General features: G+C 71.3%; 11 protein-coding genes and 1 riboswitch. Of the genes, 7 read left to right on the forward strand and 4 right to left on the reverse strand.

All coding sequences use genetic code 11. The features are described 5' to 3' along the window. Positions 1 to 43: 43 nt before the first annotated feature. Positions 44 to 1,174, reverse strand: coding sequence for an ATP-binding protein (locus ACFPQ9_RS16415; RefSeq protein WP_380853343.1), 1,131 nt, complete (start codon positions 1,172 to 1,174; stop codon positions 44 to 46). Positions 1,175 to 1,340: 166 nt separating this feature from the next. Between ACFPQ9_RS16415 and ACFPQ9_RS16420 the strand changes: the two genes are divergently transcribed. Together ACFPQ9_RS16420 and ACFPQ9_RS16425 are read left to right on the forward strand one after the other, a co-directional pair. Next, positions 1,341 to 2,699 carry an SWIM zinc finger family protein gene (locus ACFPQ9_RS16420; RefSeq protein WP_380853345.1) on the forward strand — a complete coding sequence of 453 codons (1,359 nt, stop codon included), beginning with the start codon at positions 1,341 to 1,343 and terminating at the stop codon, positions 2,697 to 2,699. A gap of 105 nt (positions 2,700 to 2,804) precedes the next feature. Beyond that, the gene (locus ACFPQ9_RS16425) at positions 2,805 to 4,442 is read left to right on the forward strand and encodes a DUF5691 domain-containing protein (protein WP_380853347.1); all 1,638 of its coding nucleotides are present in this window, start codon (positions 2,805 to 2,807) and stop codon (positions 4,440 to 4,442) included. Positions 4,443 to 4,528: 86 nt separating this feature from the next. On the opposite strand, the gene ACFPQ9_RS16430 is transcribed toward ACFPQ9_RS16425, so the two are convergent. Further along, a complete protein-coding gene (locus ACFPQ9_RS16430; protein WP_380853349.1) occupies positions 4,529 to 4,951 on the reverse strand; it encodes a cobalamin B12-binding domain-containing protein in 423 nt (140 codons plus the stop codon). A 648-nt stretch (positions 4,952 to 5,599) separates the two neighbouring features. Here ACFPQ9_RS16430 and ACFPQ9_RS16435 point away from each other — a divergent pair. Next, positions 5,600 to 6,460, forward strand: a complete 861-nt coding sequence (locus ACFPQ9_RS16435; protein ID WP_380853351.1) for a lipase family alpha/beta hydrolase — start codon at positions 5,600 to 5,602, stop codon at positions 6,458 to 6,460. 270 nt (positions 6,461 to 6,730) lie between these two features. Beyond that, positions 6,731 to 8,284: a M23 family metallopeptidase gene (locus ACFPQ9_RS16440; RefSeq protein WP_380853353.1), complete on the forward strand. Its 1,554-nt coding sequence runs from the start codon at positions 6,731 to 6,733 to the stop codon at positions 8,282 to 8,284. Between the two features lie 73 nt (positions 8,285 to 8,357). Here the strand turns inward: ACFPQ9_RS16440 and pcrA are convergent, their stop codons facing one another. Next, entirely contained in the window at positions 8,358 to 10,844 is a 2,487-nt protein-coding gene (gene pcrA, locus ACFPQ9_RS16445; protein ID WP_380853355.1) for a DNA helicase PcrA, read from the reverse strand. 362 nt (positions 10,845 to 11,206) lie between these two features. Then, positions 11,207 to 11,376: riboswitch (cyclic di-AMP (ydaO/yuaA leader) on the forward strand. 8 nt (positions 11,377 to 11,384) lie between these two features. Here pcrA and ACFPQ9_RS16450 point away from each other — a divergent pair. Together ACFPQ9_RS16450 and ACFPQ9_RS16455 are read left to right on the forward strand one after the other, a co-directional pair. After that, positions 11,385 to 12,563, forward strand: coding sequence for a C40 family peptidase (locus ACFPQ9_RS16450; protein WP_380853357.1), 1,179 nt, complete (start codon positions 11,385 to 11,387; stop codon positions 12,561 to 12,563). Between the two features lie 379 nt (positions 12,564 to 12,942). Continuing rightward, a complete protein-coding gene (locus ACFPQ9_RS16455; protein ID WP_380853359.1) occupies positions 12,943 to 13,980 on the forward strand; it encodes a tellurite resistance/C4-dicarboxylate transporter family protein in 1,038 nt (345 codons plus the stop codon). Here ACFPQ9_RS16455 and ACFPQ9_RS16460 read toward each other — a convergent pair. Then, entirely contained in the window at positions 13,958 to 14,311 is a 354-nt protein-coding gene (locus tag ACFPQ9_RS16460; RefSeq protein WP_380853361.1) for a hypothetical protein, read from the reverse strand. The two genes, ACFPQ9_RS16455 and ACFPQ9_RS16460, sit on opposite strands and share 23 nt — an antisense overlap. A gap of 582 nt (positions 14,312 to 14,893) precedes the next feature. Between ACFPQ9_RS16460 and ACFPQ9_RS16465 the strand changes: the two genes are divergently transcribed. After that, on the forward strand, positions 14,894 to 15,949 hold the full coding sequence (locus ACFPQ9_RS16465; RefSeq protein ID WP_380853363.1) for a C40 family peptidase: 1,056 nt from the start codon (positions 14,894 to 14,896) through the stop codon (positions 15,947 to 15,949). The last annotated feature ends 22 nt before the right edge of the window (positions 15,950 to 15,971 follow it).

Raw genomic sequence — 15,971 nt, forward strand, 5'->3', positions numbered from 1 at the left:
GAGCCTCCGCCCGGGCGGCCCCAACCGAGGTCGTCCTCGTCGTTCACGCGCTCACCTCTCGACAGGCCCGGTAGAAGTCGGTCCAGCCGTCCCGTTCACGCACCACTGCCTCCAGGTACTCCTGCCAGATGACGCGGTCGGCGGCGGGGTCGCGGACGACGGCGCCGAGAATGCCCGCGGCGACGTCGCCGGGGCGCAGCACCCCGTCGCCGAAGTGCGCGGCCAGGGCGAGGCCGTTGGTGACGACGGAGATCGCCTCGGCCGTCGACAGCGTGCCGCTGGGCGACTTCAGTTTCGTGCGGCCGTCGGAGGTGACCCCGTCGCGCAGCTCGCGGAAGACGGTGACGACACGGTGGATCTCGTCGATGCCGTCGGGCACGGTCGGCAGGTCGAGCGAGCGGCCGATCTGGTCGACGCGGCGGGAGACGATGTCCACCTCGGCCTCGGCGCTGGCCGGCAGCGGCAGCACGACCGTGTTGAAGCGGCGGCGCAGCGCGCTGGAGAGGTCGTTGACCCCGCGGTCGCGGTCGTTGGCCGTGGCGATGAGGTTGAAGCCGCGGACCGCCTGCACCTCCTGTCCCAGCTCCGGTATCGGCAGCGTTTTCTCCGACAGGATCGTGATCAGCGTGTCCTGCACGTCGGCCGGAATACGGGTCAGCTCCTCGACCCGGGCCGTCATCCCCTCCGACATGGCCCGCATGACGGGGCTGGGCACGAGGGCGTCACGGCTCGGACCGTGTGCGAGCAGCTGCGCGTAGTTCCAGCCGTACCGGATCGCCTCCTCCGGGGTGCCGGCCGTGCCCTGCACGAGCAGTGTCGAGTCGCCGCTGACCGCTGCGGCCAGGTGCTCGGAGACCCAGGTCTTCGCGGTACCGGGGACGCCGAGCAGGAGCAGGGCGCGGTCGGTGGCGAGTGTGGTGACCGCGACCTCGACGAGGCGGCGCGGGCCCACGTACTTCGGTGTGATCACCGTGCCGTCCGTCAGGGTGCCGCCGAGCAGATACGTGGCCACGGCCCACGGCGACAGCTTCCAGCGGGCCGGACGCGGGCGGTCGTCCTGCGCGGCCAGCGCGGCGAGTTCATGGGCGAAGGCGTCCTCGGCATGCGGTCGCAACGCCTCGGTCGGTTCCGTGCCCCTCATCTCGGCGGATGTCGGTTCTACGGACACAGGCATGGCAAAGTCCCCCTCCAGCTCGGCCGGTTCAGCCGTTTCGGATCTGGCAACCACGGTGCACCACGCCACTGACAATGCGTTCCGACCTGCGCAAACGCCCTCACGGCTCCGCCGCCGGGGCCGCCGCCCCGGCCGATTGTCAGTGGGGGGATCTACCTTCGATGACATGACTCAGCAGGGGGTGCGCTGGACTGCGGACCAGGTGCTGGCACTGGCGCCTGACGCCGCGTCACGCAAAGCGGGAAGCAAACTCGGAGCGGCGGGGCCGTGGTCCGAGGCGGGGAGTGCCGACGAAGGGACGGTGTGGGGGCTGTGCAAGGGCAGTGGCAGCAAGCCGTATCAGACGGTCATCGACATCGCGGACGCGTCCGGGCCCGCGTACAAGTGCAGTTGCCCGAGCCGGAAGTTCCCGTGCAAGCACGCACTCGGGCTGCTGCTGCTCTGGGCGGGCGGGGACGGCGCGGTGCCGACCGCGGCGGGGCCACCGGACTGGGCGGAGCAGTGGATAAAGGGGAGAAGGCAGCGCGCCGAGGAGAAGGGGACGGCGGGAGCGTCCGGTTCCTCGTCGGCGTCCGCTGATCCGGAGGCGGCGCGGCGCAGGGCGGAGCGCCGGGCCGTGCGCGTCACCGTGGGGGCGACGGAGCTGGAGCAGCGCCTGACGGACCTGCTGCGCGGCGGCCTGGCCGGCGCCGAGCAGGCGGGGTACGGGCTGTGGGAGGAGACGGCGGCCCGCATGGTCGACGCCCAGGCGCCGGGACTGGCGGCGCGCGTACGGGAGTTGGGGGCGATCCCGGCGTCCGGTCCCGGCTGGCCGGTGCGTCTGCTGGAGGAGTGCGCCCTGCTCCATCTCCTCGACCAGGGCTGGCTGCGCCGCGAGGGGCTGCCCGACGGCCTGGCGGACACGGTCCGCTCCCGCATCGGCCTGCCCGCATCGGCGGTCGGCCCGCCGGTCCGGGACCGCTGGCTGGTCCTCGCCCAGTACGACACGGCCGACGTGAAGCTCACGACGCGCCGGATCTGGCTGCACGGCGCCGACTCGGGCCGTACCGCGCTGCTCCTCTCGTACGGCGCGGCCGGCCGTGCCCCCGAGCTGACGCTTCCGGTGGGTCTGGCCCTGGAGGCGGAGCTGTCGGCGTACCCCGGGGCGGGCCAGTCGCGGGCGTCCCTGGGCGAGCAGTTCGCACCGCCCGCACCCGCGTCGATACGGCCGCCCGGCGTGACGACGGCCGAGGCGACCGCGCGCTACGGCGAAGCGCTCCGCGACGATCCATGGCTGGACTCCGTCCCGGTGACCCTGGACCGGGTCATACCGGCGCCGGACGGCAGCTCGTGGCAGCTGGCGGACGCCGACGCGGACACCGCGCTGCCGCTCACCCCGGCCGCACGCGCCCGCCCGGGCCTGTGGCGTCTGGTCGCGCTGTCGGGCGGCGCGCCGGTGAAGGTGTTCGGCGAGTGCGGCCACCGCGGCTTCACCCCGCTCACGGCCTGGCCGGAGGGGGCGGGCGAGGCCGTACAGCTCAGCTGATCACCGAGCGAAGCCTCTCTACCCTCCCGACCCCCGCTCACTCCACGGCACTCCCAGCACACGAAGACGGCGCCCAGCACACGAAGGCAGAGAGGAACGAACCTCATGAACAGTCCCTCCGTTCCCGTGGATTCACCCGCGCCGAGCGCCTGGGAGGAACTCGTCACAGCGGCGCTGCTCGGGACGGACCGGCGTACGCCGCCGGGCTGTCCGCCGGGCCGGGAGGCGCCGGTGGCACTGCTGGACGCGGCGGCCGTGGAGACCGTACGGCGGCGGGCGGGGCTGCGACCGGCACGGGCGGCCGAGCGGCCGCAGCAGGCCCCCGAGGACGCCCGGCCGACGCTTCCCCCTGCCGCCGCCCGCAGGCTGGCGATGCTGCTGGCCGACCGTCCCGGTGCGGGCGGTGGCGGCCGCAGAGGCACCGCCCCGGACCTCGTGGAGCTGCTGCCGGAGTGGCTCGCGCGGGCGAACGACCGTGGTCTCGCGCCACCTCCCGAGGTGCTGCCCGCGCTGCTGGACGCGGCACGTGGGCGTACGGATCTGCGCCCGGCGGCGCTGACCTTCGCGGGCCCGCGCGCGGTGTGGCTGGCCCGCCTCAACCCGGACTGGCGCTTCGCCCTGCGCGCGAGCCCGGGCGGGGGCGCCGCGCTGCCGCATCTCGACGACCCGGCCAAGGTCCGACAGCTCTGGCAGGAGGGCCTGTTCGCGGAGCGGGTCGCCCTGCTCGCCGCGATACGCGCCCGTGATCCCGAAGCCGCACGAGAGCTGCTCATCACCACGTGGGCGACGGAGCGGGCCGAGGACCGGCTGATGTTCCTCGACTCGCTGCGCATGGGGCTCCGCCCGCAGGACGAGCCGTTCCTGGAGCAGGCCCTGACCGACCGGAGCCGTAATGTCCGAGCCACGGCGGCGGAGTTGCTGTCGGCGCTGCCGGGTTCGGCGCTCGCGGCCCGGATGGCGGTGCGCGCCGGGGCCTGCGTGGCGCTGGATCACACGAGTGAGGCGCCGACGATCACCGTCGAGGCACCTCACGAGTGCGACGCGGGCATGGAGCGCGACGGCGTGGTGGCCAAGGCTCCGGCGGGCCGGGGTGAACGGTCCTGGTGGTTCGGCCAGTTGGTGGAGGCGACACCGCTCGGCACCTGGGCGAGGCGGCTCGGCGGACGTACGCCCGGGGAGCTCGTGGCACTCCCGGTGACCGACGACTGGCAGGCCGAGCTGCACGCGGCATGGTGCCGGGCGGCCGTACGGCAGCGGGACGCCGAGTGGGCCAGGGCACTGCTCGGGTCGCCCTCCGCCCCGGAGGCCGGCGGTCCGGGGGCGGTGTCCCTGGCCGAGCGGGCGAAGCTGCTGGGCACGCTGAGCTCGGCCGAGCGGGCCGAGTGGGTGGCCGGGTTCATCGCGACGCACGGTCTGTCGGAGGCGTTCCAGCTGCTCGGGGTGTGCACGGTGCCCTGGGCCGCGCCGCTCGGGCGGGCGGTCGTGGACGCGCTCAACATCGCCCGGGACGCGGGGAGTTATCCATGGAGTTTCAGCGGAGTGATGGGCCTGGCCGAGCGCTGCCTCGACCCGGCGGAGGCGAGCCGGCTGGACGGCCTGCTGGCGGTACCGGACGAACCCGAGGACGCGTCGCCGGGGGCCGGAGGCTATTGGGCGGAGGCGTTCCAGCGGCTGGTGACGACGCTGCGGATGCGGGCGGCCATGATCGAGGAGCTGGGCGACATCAACCCGTCCGGCGGGTGAGGACGCGGTCGTTCAGGCCGATCGGGTGTCCAGGGGCGAAGCCCCCGGACACCGGCCGCCCCCACTCACCCGCACAGGAAATCGGCTCAGCCGCCGGAGGCAGCCGGCTGACGCACGTTCGCCCGCACCCAGTCCACGATCGCCTGCGTGGTGGCGCCCGGCGTGAAGATCTCCGCGACTCCCTTCTCCTTCAGCGGGGCGATGTCCGCCTCGGGAATGATCCCGCCGCCGAAGACGAGGATGTCCTCCGCCTCGCGCTCCTTGAGGAGCTCGATCACGGCGGCGAAGAGAGTGTTGTGGGCCCCGGAGAGGATGGACAGACCGATCGCGTCGGCGTCCTCCTGGATCGCCGTGTCGACGATCTGCTCGGGGGTCTGGTGAAGCCCGGTGTAGATGACCTCCATACCGGCGTCGCGCAGCGCCCGCGCGATCACCTTGGCCCCACGATCGTGGCCGTCGAGTCCCGGCTTGGCCACCACCACGCGGATCGGACCGGCTGCCACACCCATCACTGCCTCCATGAAGCGACTACATCCATCCGTACCGACAGGAACTGCTCATGTATGAGTTATGCCGCACTCACGACACATGTCATACATGGTGCGCCTATCGCACATTTCCGCCGCTCACCGCGTCGGACGCGCCCTCGGTACGGACGCCCCGGGCCACGCCGCCCGGAGAAGTGAACGAACGTTATCGCCAGCATCCCGCAACCGGCAGTTTCGCGGTGCAGACCGAGGGGGAAATCACACGGTGGGACACGTTCGCCGCGCACCGTTCCATATCTCTGCGGCACACGGGCCGCAGGAGTCTGCGGTGCACGCGTCGCAGCGGGACCAAGCGCAACGGGAGCCGCAACGAGGTCGCCGCACCACCGCGCCGCAGGCCGCGCGACGTGGCGGTGCGGCGGGTCGACGGTGGTACGAAGGGCACGTAGGGCAGGTAAGGCACGACAGCGGGGAAGCCTCGTCGTCACACCGGCAGGGAGCCCCGTCGGGTCATCGGCGCACCACGGCCACCAGGGCCGGCCCGCGCACCGCGCGCCTCGCCCGCCCCACGCGCCCTTGCCCTACCCCACCGGCCGCCTCGGCCGCGACTTCCCACGAGGGCACACGGGGGCCGGAGCCGTCCTCCTGCGTGCCACAAGGAGGTCGGCCATGAAGGTCACCGGGACAGCACTCCCCTTTCTCCCGCTCTACCGGCGCCTGCTCCCGAGCAGGCTCGCCGGCCTCTCCCTGGCCCTGCTGAAGGCGACCGCCCTGGAGATCGCGATCCTCGCCGGCCATCTCCTGCTCTACCCCTCCGGCATCGCCCAGGAGCGCCGCGCCACCCCCACGCTCCCCTCCCCGGACACCGCCAAGCTGCCGACGGAGACCAATCCGCCCGTCGTCCTGCTGCACGGCTTCATAGACAACCGCTCGGTCTTCGTCCTGCTGCGCCGCAACCTCGCCCAGCACGGCAGGCACCAGGTCGAGTCCCTCAACTACTCCCCCTTGACCTGCGACATCCGCACCGCCGCCGAACTGCTCGGCCGGCACATAGAGGGGATCTGCGAGCGCACCGGCAGCAGGCAGGTCGACGTCGTCGGACACAGCCTCGGCGGGCTGATAGCGCGTTACTACGTGCAGCGCCTCGGCGGCGACCACAGGGTCCGCACCCTCGTCACCCTCGGCACGCCACACTCCGGCACAAGTGTCGTCCCGCTGGCGAACGCGCACCCCATCGTGCGCCAGATGCGCCCCGGCTCGCCCATCCTCGAGGAGCTGGCCCGCCCGGCACCGGGCTGCCGTACGCACTTCGTGAGCTTCTGGAGCGACCTCGACCATCTGATGGACCCGCTGGAGACGGCCTGCATCGCCCACCCGGACCTGATGGCGCAGAACGTCCGCGTGAGCGGCGTCGGCCACCTCGCCCTGCCGGTGCACCCCGCCGTCGCGACCGGGATACGGCAGGCCCTCGACTCACCTCGCACCGGAGCCGCGGCGGTCGCCCAGACCGACGGCATGACAGTGGCGTAACCACCCCGGCGACACCCGCCGCCGCCCCGCGAACCCGCCTCCGCACAGCCTCAGGACAGCGGTCCGACATCGAACAATCTTCGAACACAAGGCCAACATCGCGCCCGCAGTCCGCCAAAACACGGCCGAATGCCCGTTTCCTGCGCGCGCAAAACCTGCCGAAGATTGTCGTGCCCGCGTACTGCCGGGTACAGTCGCCGCACTGCTCTGGCAGCCCCTGTAGTCGAGGCGAGAGAGAAGTTGGTGAACGATCGTCACCCGTCGGGGACCATGACGTCTCCGACTCCGGCTCCTGACGCCGCCTCGGCGCACTACGCGTCGTACGGCACGCAGGAAGCCCACTACGGTGACTCCACCACCTACGGCACCTACGACGCCACTGGTTTTGCCACCGCCGGTCACGCCGCCCCGACCTTCGACGCGGACCCCCTGTTCGGCAGTCTCCCGGGCGACGGCACGGGCACGTACGACGCCACCCAGTGGTCCACGGGCAGCCACCACACCGCGCACTACGACGCCTACGCGGCCCAGCACCAGGCCGCCTATGACACCGGCGCGTACGAGACCGCGGCCTGGGGCACCGACCACGAGCGGCTCGCCTACGTCCCGCAGCAGGCCAACGGCCATGACATTTCCGGCCAGTGGGACGCGAACGCCTGGCTCCAGCCCGACCAGTCCGCCCCCCAGCCCGACCAGACCCAGCACTGGGAGTGGGGCACGGCGGCCTTCGACACCGGGGCGTACGACGCCACCCAGTGGAACTCCGACGGCACCGCGGCGCAGGCCACCAACGATTTCGAGCAGTCAGCAGAATCCTTCGACCAGCAGGCGACCGCGCACTTCGACCAGATCGAGCACGGCACCGCCCCTGCGTACGACGAGCACGCGGCCTACGAAGAGCACACGGGCTATGAAGAGCACCCCTCGTACGACGAGCACACGTCGTACGACCAGGCCCCGTACGACGACCAGGCCCCGCACGAAGCCGAGTTGACCACCACCGGTGAACTCCCCGCCGCGGCCCCCCTCCTCGACGACCAGGAGGAGACCACACCGGCCCCCTCCCCCCGCGCCGGCTCCCGCAGCGGGGCGCGCTCCCGCCGCCGTACGCCTCCGAAGCGCTCCGCGCTGCTGACGATCGCCGTGCCCTCGGTCTGCGTGATGGGCGTCGCGGGGATCGCCGCCGCCTCCGTCGGCAATCTGACCGACGACAAGGACGCGTCCACGCTGGCCTCCGAGGGCGAGGCCGTGAAGCCGTCCACCGCGAACAACAAGCTGGACACGCAGCTCGAGAGCCTCTCTGCCGGCGCGGACGACTTCGCCGACCGGGCCAGCCGTACGCAGGAGCGCATCGACCTCAAGGCGCAGCAGGCGGCCGAGAAGCGCAAGGCCGCCGAGGAGGCGGCCCGCAAGGAGCGGCTGCGCCCGAAGTTCGCGGTTCCGGTCGCCCAGCACGGCCTCAGCGCCTACTTCGGTCAGTCCGGCATCAACTGGATGTCCGTGCACACCGGCATCGACTTCCCGGTCTCGTACGGCACGACGGTGATGGCCGCGACCGACGGCACCGTCCGCACGCAGTGGAACAGCGCCTACGGCAACATGATGATCGTGACCGCGAAGGACGGCACGGAGACGTGGTACTGCCACCTCTCCAGCTACCGCGTCGCCTCCGGTACGACGGTCAAGGCCGGCGACCCGATCGCGTACTCGGGCAACTCCGGCAACTCGACGGGCCCGCACCTGCACTTCGAGGTCCGGCCCGGCGGCGGCTCGGCGATAGACCCGCTGTCCTGGCTGCGCAGCCACGGGGTCGACCCGTCGTAGGCGAGGCCACGGCCTGAGCACGCGCCCCCGCCCTGCAACGGCAGCAGCGGGGGCACACTTGTCGGAACAGTTGCTAGAGCTTCTCCACGGGCGCGTACCGCAGCAGCAACCGCTTCGGCTTGGTGTCCCCGAAGTCGATCGTCGCCTCGGCGTTCGCCCCCGTGCCCTTCACACCCGTCACCGTGCCGAGCCCGAACTGGTCGTGCGTGACACGGTCACCGACGGCGAGCTGGACGACCGGCTTCTCGGAGGTGCGGCGCGTGGCGAACCCGGACGCACCCGACGCCGAGGAACGCGAGCGGGACGAGGACAGCGAGGCCGCGACCCCGGACGCGGGCCCGGAGGAGACCGGCGCGGTCGCCCCCGTACGCTTCCAGTCCACGTGCGCCGCCGGGATCTCCTCCAGGAAGCGGGACGGCGGGTTGTACGACGGCTGCCCCCACGCGCTGCGCATCGACGAGCGCGTCAGATACAGCCGCTCACGCGCGCGCGTGATGCCGACGTACGCGAGCCGCCGCTCCTCCTCCAGCTCCTTGGTCTGGCCGAGGGCGCGCATGTGCGGGAAGACGCCGTCCTCCATGCCGGTGAGGAAGACGACCGGGAACTCCAGGCCCTTGGCGGTGTGGAGGGTCATCAGGGTGATGACGCCGGAGCCGTCCTCCTCCTCGTCCGGGATCTGGTCGGAGTCGGCGACCAGCGCGACCCGCTCCAGGAAGTCGGAGAGCCCTCCTGCGGCCTCGCCCTCACCCGTCTCCTGCTCGAACTCCAGGGCGACGGCGGCGAGTTCCTGAAGGTTCTCGATGCGGGTCTCGTCCTGCGGATCGGTGGAGGCCTGCAACTCGGCGAGATAGCCGGTCCGTTCGAGCACCGCCTCCAGGACGGTCGCCGGTCCGGCCCCCGACTCGACGATCGTACGGAGCTCCTCCATCAGCGTGTTGAACCGCTTGACGGCGTTGGTGGACCGCGCGGCCATGCCGTATGCCTCGTCGACGCGCTTCAGGGCCTGCGGGAAGCTGATCTTCTCCCGCTGCGACAGTGCGTCGATCATCGCCTCGGCGCGCTCACCGATGCCCCGCTTGGGCACGTTCAGGATCCGCCGCAGCGGCACGGAGTCCTCGGGATTGGCCAGCACCCGCAGATAGGCGAGAACGTCCCGGACCTCCTTGCGCTCGTAGAAGCGCACCCCGCCGACGACCTTGTAGGGCAGCCCGACACGGATGAAGACTTCCTCGAAGACACGGGACTGGGCGTTCGTCCGGTAGAAGACGGCGACGTCGCCGGCCTTCGCGTCGCCCGCGTCCGTCAGTCGGTCTATCTCGTCGGCGACGAACTGCGCCTCGTCGTGCTCGGTGTCCGCCACATACCCCGTGATGCGCGCGCCCGCGCCCGCGTTGGTCCACAGGTTCTTCGGCCTGCGGGACTCATTGCGCTCGATGACGGCGTTGGCGGCGGTCAGGATCGTCTGCGTCGACCGGTAGTTCTGCTCCAGCAGGATCGTCGTGGCGTCCGGGTAGTCCTCCTCGAACTGGAGGATGTTCCGAATGGTGGCACCCCGGAAGGCATAGATGGACTGGTCGGCGTCACCCACCACACACAGCTCGGCGGGCGGGACGTCGTACTCGCTCGGCGGCACGTCGACGGGGTGCTCGCTGGTCCCGACGAGCTCGCGCACCAGCGCGTACTGGGCGTGGTTGGTGTCCTGGTACTCATCCACCAGGACATGCCTGAACCGCCGACGATAGTGCTCGGCGACGTCCGGGAAGGCCCGCAGCAGATTGACCGTCGTCATGATCAGGTCGTCGAAGTCGAGGGCATTGGCCTCCCGCAACCGCGACTGGTACAGGGCGTACGCCTGGGCGAGGGTCTTCTCGAAGCCGTCCGTCGCCTGGGCGGCGAAGTCCTCCTCGTCGATCAGCTCGTTCTTCAGGTTGCTGATCTTGGCGCTGAAGGACTTGGGCGGATACCGCTTGGGATCGAGATCCAGATCACGGCACACGAGCGCCATGAGCCGCTTGCTGTCGGCGGCGTCGTAGATCGAGAACGACGAGGTGAACCCGAGCTTCTTGCTCTCCCGGCGCAGGATGCGCACACACGCGCTGTGGAAGGTCATCACCCACATCGCGTTGGCGCGCGGGCCGACGAGCTGCTCGACGCGCTCCTTCATCTCGCCCGCGGCCTTGTTGGTGAAGGTGATCGCGAGGATCTGCCCCGGATGCACATTCCGCTCGGCGAGCAGATGGGCGATGCGATGGGTGAGCACACGCGTCTTGCCGGATCCGGCACCGGCCACGATGAGCAGCGGGGTGCCGGAGTGGACGACGGCGGCGCGCTGGTTGTCGTTCAGCCCCTCCAGCAGCGCGGCGGCGTCGATGACCGGCCGCGGGGCGCCGTCGCGGTAGTGACCGTCCCGGTCCGGTGGCACGTCGAACTTCCCACCGAACAGATCGTCCGGAACCGGTTCCGGAGCGTGGTCGTCCTCGGGCGGCGGCGGGTGCTCTTCCTCGTGGGCCCGAGGGGCCTGGAGGTCCGCCAGGAAGCTGTCGTCAAAGAGGCTGCTCATCGCTCTCCGAGTCTAGGCCGCCCCACTGACAGCCCGCCCCCACCCTCGGAACATCGCCGGCCCCAACCCAACGATCCTCCCATCGACCACCTCTCACCACCCCTCGTAACACCCCCATCACAATCCGCAACCGGCCACCCCAGACCACCTCCCCATCCCCCAAACCAACACAATCCACCCACCCCACCCACACAACCCAAGCCCCCGCACACTCACCCGAACCAGCCACCACCTCCGCCGTTCAGAACCAAGGTCACGAAAATGTATCGGGCATATCGAACATCAACCTTCACAGGGGCCACACGAGTTGGCTACCGTGCCGGGCAGGCCGTACGACCCCCACCGGCGAACGTCGCCGGGCCGCACGGCCTCCGCCGAGTCCGGCGCACCCAACGGTGACCGGAACCGGGGACCCACCGAACTTGGGGTGAATCGGCCCGACTTCCCTTCCCGGGAACGGCCGTAGGGCAACCCTTCCGAACCACCCGCCCGAACCCGACAGCTAACTCGGTAGGCGGAGCATGGAAGGAGTCGCCTCCCTTGGCGTCGCACCGCAAGTCGCGTCCCGCCGGTACGCGCATAGCAGGCATACGCACCCCCGCCCTCGCCACGGCCGCCCTCACCTCCGTGGCCCTGCTGTCCCAGACGGCCAACGCCAGCCCGTCGACGGACGACAAGCCCAGCCTCGAAGAGGTGGAGAAGAAGGTCGACGACCTCTACCGCCAGGCGGAGTCGGCGACCGAGAAGTACAACGCGGCCAAGGACAAGACCGCGAAGCAGCGCAAGCGCGTCGACACCCTCCTCGACGACGTCGCCCAGCGCACCCAGAAGCTCAACGAAGCGCGCGAGGAACTCGGCCGCAACGCAGCCGCCCAGTACCGCACCGGTGCCGCGGCCCCCGACACCGCGACCTTCCTCCTGGCGGACAGCCCGCAGGACTACTTCGACCAGACCCAGCTGATGGACCGGATGACCGGCCGTCAGAAGGAGTCGGTCGACGACTACTTCACCCAGCAGTCCGAGACGATGCAGAAGCGCCGGGAGGCCACGCAGAGTCTCGAGACGCTCACCGACTCGCAGAACGACCTCAAGTCCGCCAAGGCCACCGTCCAGCAGAAGCTCTCCGACGCACGCGAACTCCTCTCGAAGCTGACGGCCGAGGAGAAGGCGCGCCTCGCCGCGATCGAGAAGCGCAAGCAGGAGGAGGCCGCCCGCAAGGCAGCCGAGCTGGCCCGCCAGCAGGCCGAGGCCGAACGCCAACGCCAGGAAGCCGCCGCCCAGCAGCAGGAGAGCACCCAGCCGCCCGCCGACTCGGGCAGCGCGGACTCATCGTCCTCGGACACCGCCGACTCCTCCTACGCCGCCAAGGCGGAGAAGGCCCTGGCCTTCTCCCGCTCCCAGATCGGCAAGCCGTACGTCTGGGGCGCCACCGGCCCCGACTCCTACGACTGCTCCGGCCTCACCCAGGCCGCCTGGAAGGCCGCCGGCGTGGACATCCCCCGCGTCACCTACGACCAGGTGAACGCGGGCACCACGGTCCCCCTCTCCAGCGCCCAGCCCGGAGACCTGGTCTTCTTCTACGACGACGTCACCCACGTGGGCATCTACATCGGCAACGGCATGATGATCCACGCCCCCAAGCCCGGCGCGTACGTCCGCGAGGAGTCGATCTACTACGACGGCGAGTCGTCGATCCACAGCGTGGTCCGCCCGGCCTGATCCCCACGACAGCCACGCGGCGAGTGGCGGCTTGTCACGCAGTTCCCCGCGCCCCTAAGGGCCGTTGCAGTGGGCCTGCATCGAGACGTGGCCGCAGTCGCCCTCCGGCGTGAGGGGCCGTGCCGGGGGGTGTCCGCCCGCAGCGGCGGGCGTCAACGGACGCCCGCCTCGCTGCCCGACGGCAACCGCCCGACCGAGGACGGACGCCCCCCGGCACGGCCCCGACCCACCACACCACCGCAGGCGCTACACGCACCCCCACCGCACACAAGCGGGCCGCCGCAGGCATCACGCCCCCACCCCCCTGCAACGGGCGATTTCACCCCACCCAAGCGCGCGCCGGACACTCATCCCCCACCCCGCTCCATAGCATCGCCCCATGCCCGGCCCCACGACCCCCACCTCCCCCCTCCACACCTGGTGGTCGCAGCGACCCCCCACAGCCGGCGCCGCGGTCATGGCCACCGGCATCGTCTCGGTAGCCCTGCACCAGACGGGCTACGAAACCCTCTCCCGCATCGCCCTCGCCCTCGCCTGCGCGGCCTGGCTGGCCCTGGCCGGCGACTTCACCGCACGCCTGGTCCTGGACCGCCGGAGATGGCTGAAGGAGGCGGCCACCCCCGCCGCCCTGACCGCCATCGCCGCGACGACAGTGCTCGGCACCCGTTTCACCACCCTCGGCTGGGTAACCCTCGCCGAGGCCCTCCTGGCCCTGGCCACCCTGCTCTGGCCGGGCCTCCTCCTCACCGTCCTGCGCCACTGGCGCCGGCACATGCCCGGCGCGGTCTTCCTGGGCTGCGTGGCCGCAGAGGGCCTGGCGGTCCTGGGCGCGACCCTGGCCGCCGCCGAGGCCACGGCATGGCTCGCCCACACGGCACTCGTGTTCTTCTGGCTCGGCCTGGTCCTCTACGTCGTGGCCCTGCCCCGATTCGACCCGGGCCAGCTGGCCCGCGGCGCCGGCGACCAATGGGTGGCCGGCGGCGCCCTCGCCATCTCCGCACTGGCCGGCTCGAAACTCCTCGCCGCCGACAGCCCCGGCCTGTACCTCTGGAACGACGACGACTACGGCGTCCTGCGCACGGTCACCATCGCGCTGCTCGTACTCGACCTCGCCTGGTACGCCGTCCTGCTCCTCGCCGAGTTCGCCTGGCCCCGCCTGCGGTACGACGTCCGCCGCTGGGCGACGGTGTTCCCGATGGGCATGACGGCGGCGGCGACGCTCTCCGTCGGCACCGCCGTGGACGTCTCATGGCTGGAGCCTCCGGGCGAGGCCCTGACGTGGATCGCGGTCGCGGCATGGCTGGCGGTCGCCGCGGGCGCGGCCTGGAACTACACCAACCACAGCCACCGCCCCGGTCCCGGAACCACCCGTCCCCCCGGCCCCGGAACCGACGTCACGTCCACAACACAGCGATGAAGACGTTCGCCACGGTCAGCAGCCCCACCACCCCGAACAGCCGCTTGTCCACGGTCTCCTCGTCCCGCTTCACATAGACGAGCCCGAGGATCACGATCAGCAGCGCCAGCTTCACACCGATCTTGATGTTGTCGACGGACTGGTCGTCCGCCTGATTGAGGCCGACGAGGATCACCCCGGTGACCAGCATGGTCAGCGCGCCGTGCAGCATCGCGGGCACGAACCGGGCGGTGCCCTGCCCCATCGCCTTCATCTGGGTGAAGAAACCACCGAGCAACGCGGCGATGCCGATGATGTGCAGCCCGACGAACAAATGGATGAGTACGTCCATGGCCCCGGAGCCTAACCACCACGAAAAACCCACCGCCCACCGCCCTACACCCCTCCCCACTCCCCCACTCCGCTCCCCGATCCCCCCACTCCCCTCCCTCCCCCTCCCGCTCCTCTTCCGCCTCCCCGCTCCCCTTCCCCGCCGCGCATATATGCGCGCCATAGCACCCCGCCACCCCCAGCCACCCCCGAATCGCCACTTCGGTCAGCACACAGCGTGAACCAGGCGCCCCCATCCCGGGATCACGCTCACTTACGGTCACCCGCGGTCCGCTCCCAGCACTTCCGCACAACCCGTCACCGACCCGACACGGAGAGGTTTAGCGTCCTTCACCAGGTGGCCGGCTCCCCACCGCCGCCCGGGCCAGGGGCGGCAGTCGGACACCACCGCCGAGAAAGGTCCGGCGGCGGCCCGCTCCCCCTGTGCGGGCCGCCGCCGGACGCGTGACCCGCCCCGTGCGGGTGTACGTCCGCTCCCCCCAGGCGGTCGTACACCCGCCGCTCCTCCGGGGCGGAGTACGCCCGGCGCCGCCCTGGCGGACGTACGGGACGTGGCGGGCGGACGAAAGGACGTGCAGTCCACGTGGCAGCGCACCGAAAGCCCCGTCAGCGCTCGGCCGGCGGCAACACGGCCCGCACGGCATGGACGATCGCACTGGCGGGCGCGGCGACGGCGACCGGCTTCGACGGGACCGGACACGCAGAGCCGCAGCTGACACCGGCGCAGGTGAAGGCGAAGGTGGACAAGCTGTACCAGGAGGCGGAGGTCGCCACCGAGAAGTACAACGGCGCGAAGGAGCAGGCGGACGCGGCCCGGAATCAGATCCGAACACTCCAGGACCAGGCCGCCCGCAAGACGGAGAAGCTCAACTCCGCGCGAGAAGCACTCGGTTCGATGGCGGCGGCCCAGTACCGCGACGGCGGCATCGACCCGGCCCTCCAGCTCGCCCTCTCCGAGGATCCCGACCGCTACCTGGACGGCGCGGAGTTCGCCGAACGCGCCGGCAACCGGCAGGCCTCGTCCGTCGAGAGCGTCCGCCGGCAGCTGCGCGAGATCGAGCAACTGCGCGGCGCCGCACACATCGAACTGACCTCACTGAAGTCCCGCCAGGCCGAGCTGAAGCGGCACAAGAAAACGATCACCGGGAAGCTGGGCTCCGCCCGCACCCTGCTGACCCGACTGACCGCCGAGGAACAGGCCCGCCTCGACGGTCGCGCCACCCGCTCCTCCCTGTCCGGCGCCCGCGACGCCCTGAGCGCCCCCGGCTCCGCCACCGCCCAGGCCCCCAACGCCCGTGCGGCGGCGGCCGTTTCCTACGCCTACGCCAAACTCGGCAGCCCGTACGTCTGGGGCGCGACCGGCCCGAACGCCTTCGACTGCTCCGGCCTCACACAGGCCGCTTACCGCGCAGCCGGCGTCTCCCTGCCCCGTACGACCTACGCCCAGATCGACGCGGGCCGCCGCGTCTCCCGCTCCGAACTGCTCCCGGGCGACCTGGTGTTCTTCTACTCCGGCATCAGCCACGTGGGCCTGTACATCGGCAACGGACAGATGATCCACGCCCCGAACCCGTCCGCACCGGTCCGGGTGGCACCCCTGGACGAGATGCCCTTCGCAGGCGCCACGCGGGTGGCCTGACACTCGGGTGGCCTGACCGATC

The organism is Streptomyces coerulescens (assembly GCF_042657965.1).
In the GTDB taxonomy this organism is placed as follows: domain Bacteria; phylum Actinomycetota; class Actinomycetes; order Streptomycetales; family Streptomycetaceae; genus Streptomyces; species Streptomyces coerulescens.

Coding starts and splice junctions, on each gene's coding strand:
- ACFPQ9_RS16415 (WP_380853343.1), bottom strand. CDS start 1,174: ATGCCTGTGTCCGTAGAACCGACATCCGCCGAGATGAGGGGCACGGAA.
- ACFPQ9_RS16420 (WP_380853345.1), top strand. CDS start 1,341: ATGACTCAGCAGGGGGTGCGCTGGACTGCGGACCAGGTGCTGGCACTG.
- ACFPQ9_RS16425 (WP_380853347.1), top strand. CDS start 2,805: ATGAACAGTCCCTCCGTTCCCGTGGATTCACCCGCGCCGAGCGCCTGG.
- ACFPQ9_RS16430 (WP_380853349.1), bottom strand. CDS start 4,951: ATGGGTGTGGCAGCCGGTCCGATCCGCGTGGTGGTGGCCAAGCCGGGA.
- ACFPQ9_RS16435 (WP_380853351.1), top strand. CDS start 5,600: ATGAAGGTCACCGGGACAGCACTCCCCTTTCTCCCGCTCTACCGGCGC.
- ACFPQ9_RS16440 (WP_380853353.1), top strand. CDS start 6,731: ATGACGTCTCCGACTCCGGCTCCTGACGCCGCCTCGGCGCACTACGCG.
- pcrA (WP_380853355.1), bottom strand. CDS start 10,844: ATGAGCAGCCTCTTTGACGACAGCTTCCTGGCGGACCTCCAGGCCCCT.
- ACFPQ9_RS16455 (WP_380853359.1), top strand. CDS start 12,943: ATGCCCGGCCCCACGACCCCCACCTCCCCCCTCCACACCTGGTGGTCG.
- ACFPQ9_RS16460 (WP_380853361.1), bottom strand. CDS start 14,311: ATGGACGTACTCATCCATTTGTTCGTCGGGCTGCACATCATCGGCATC.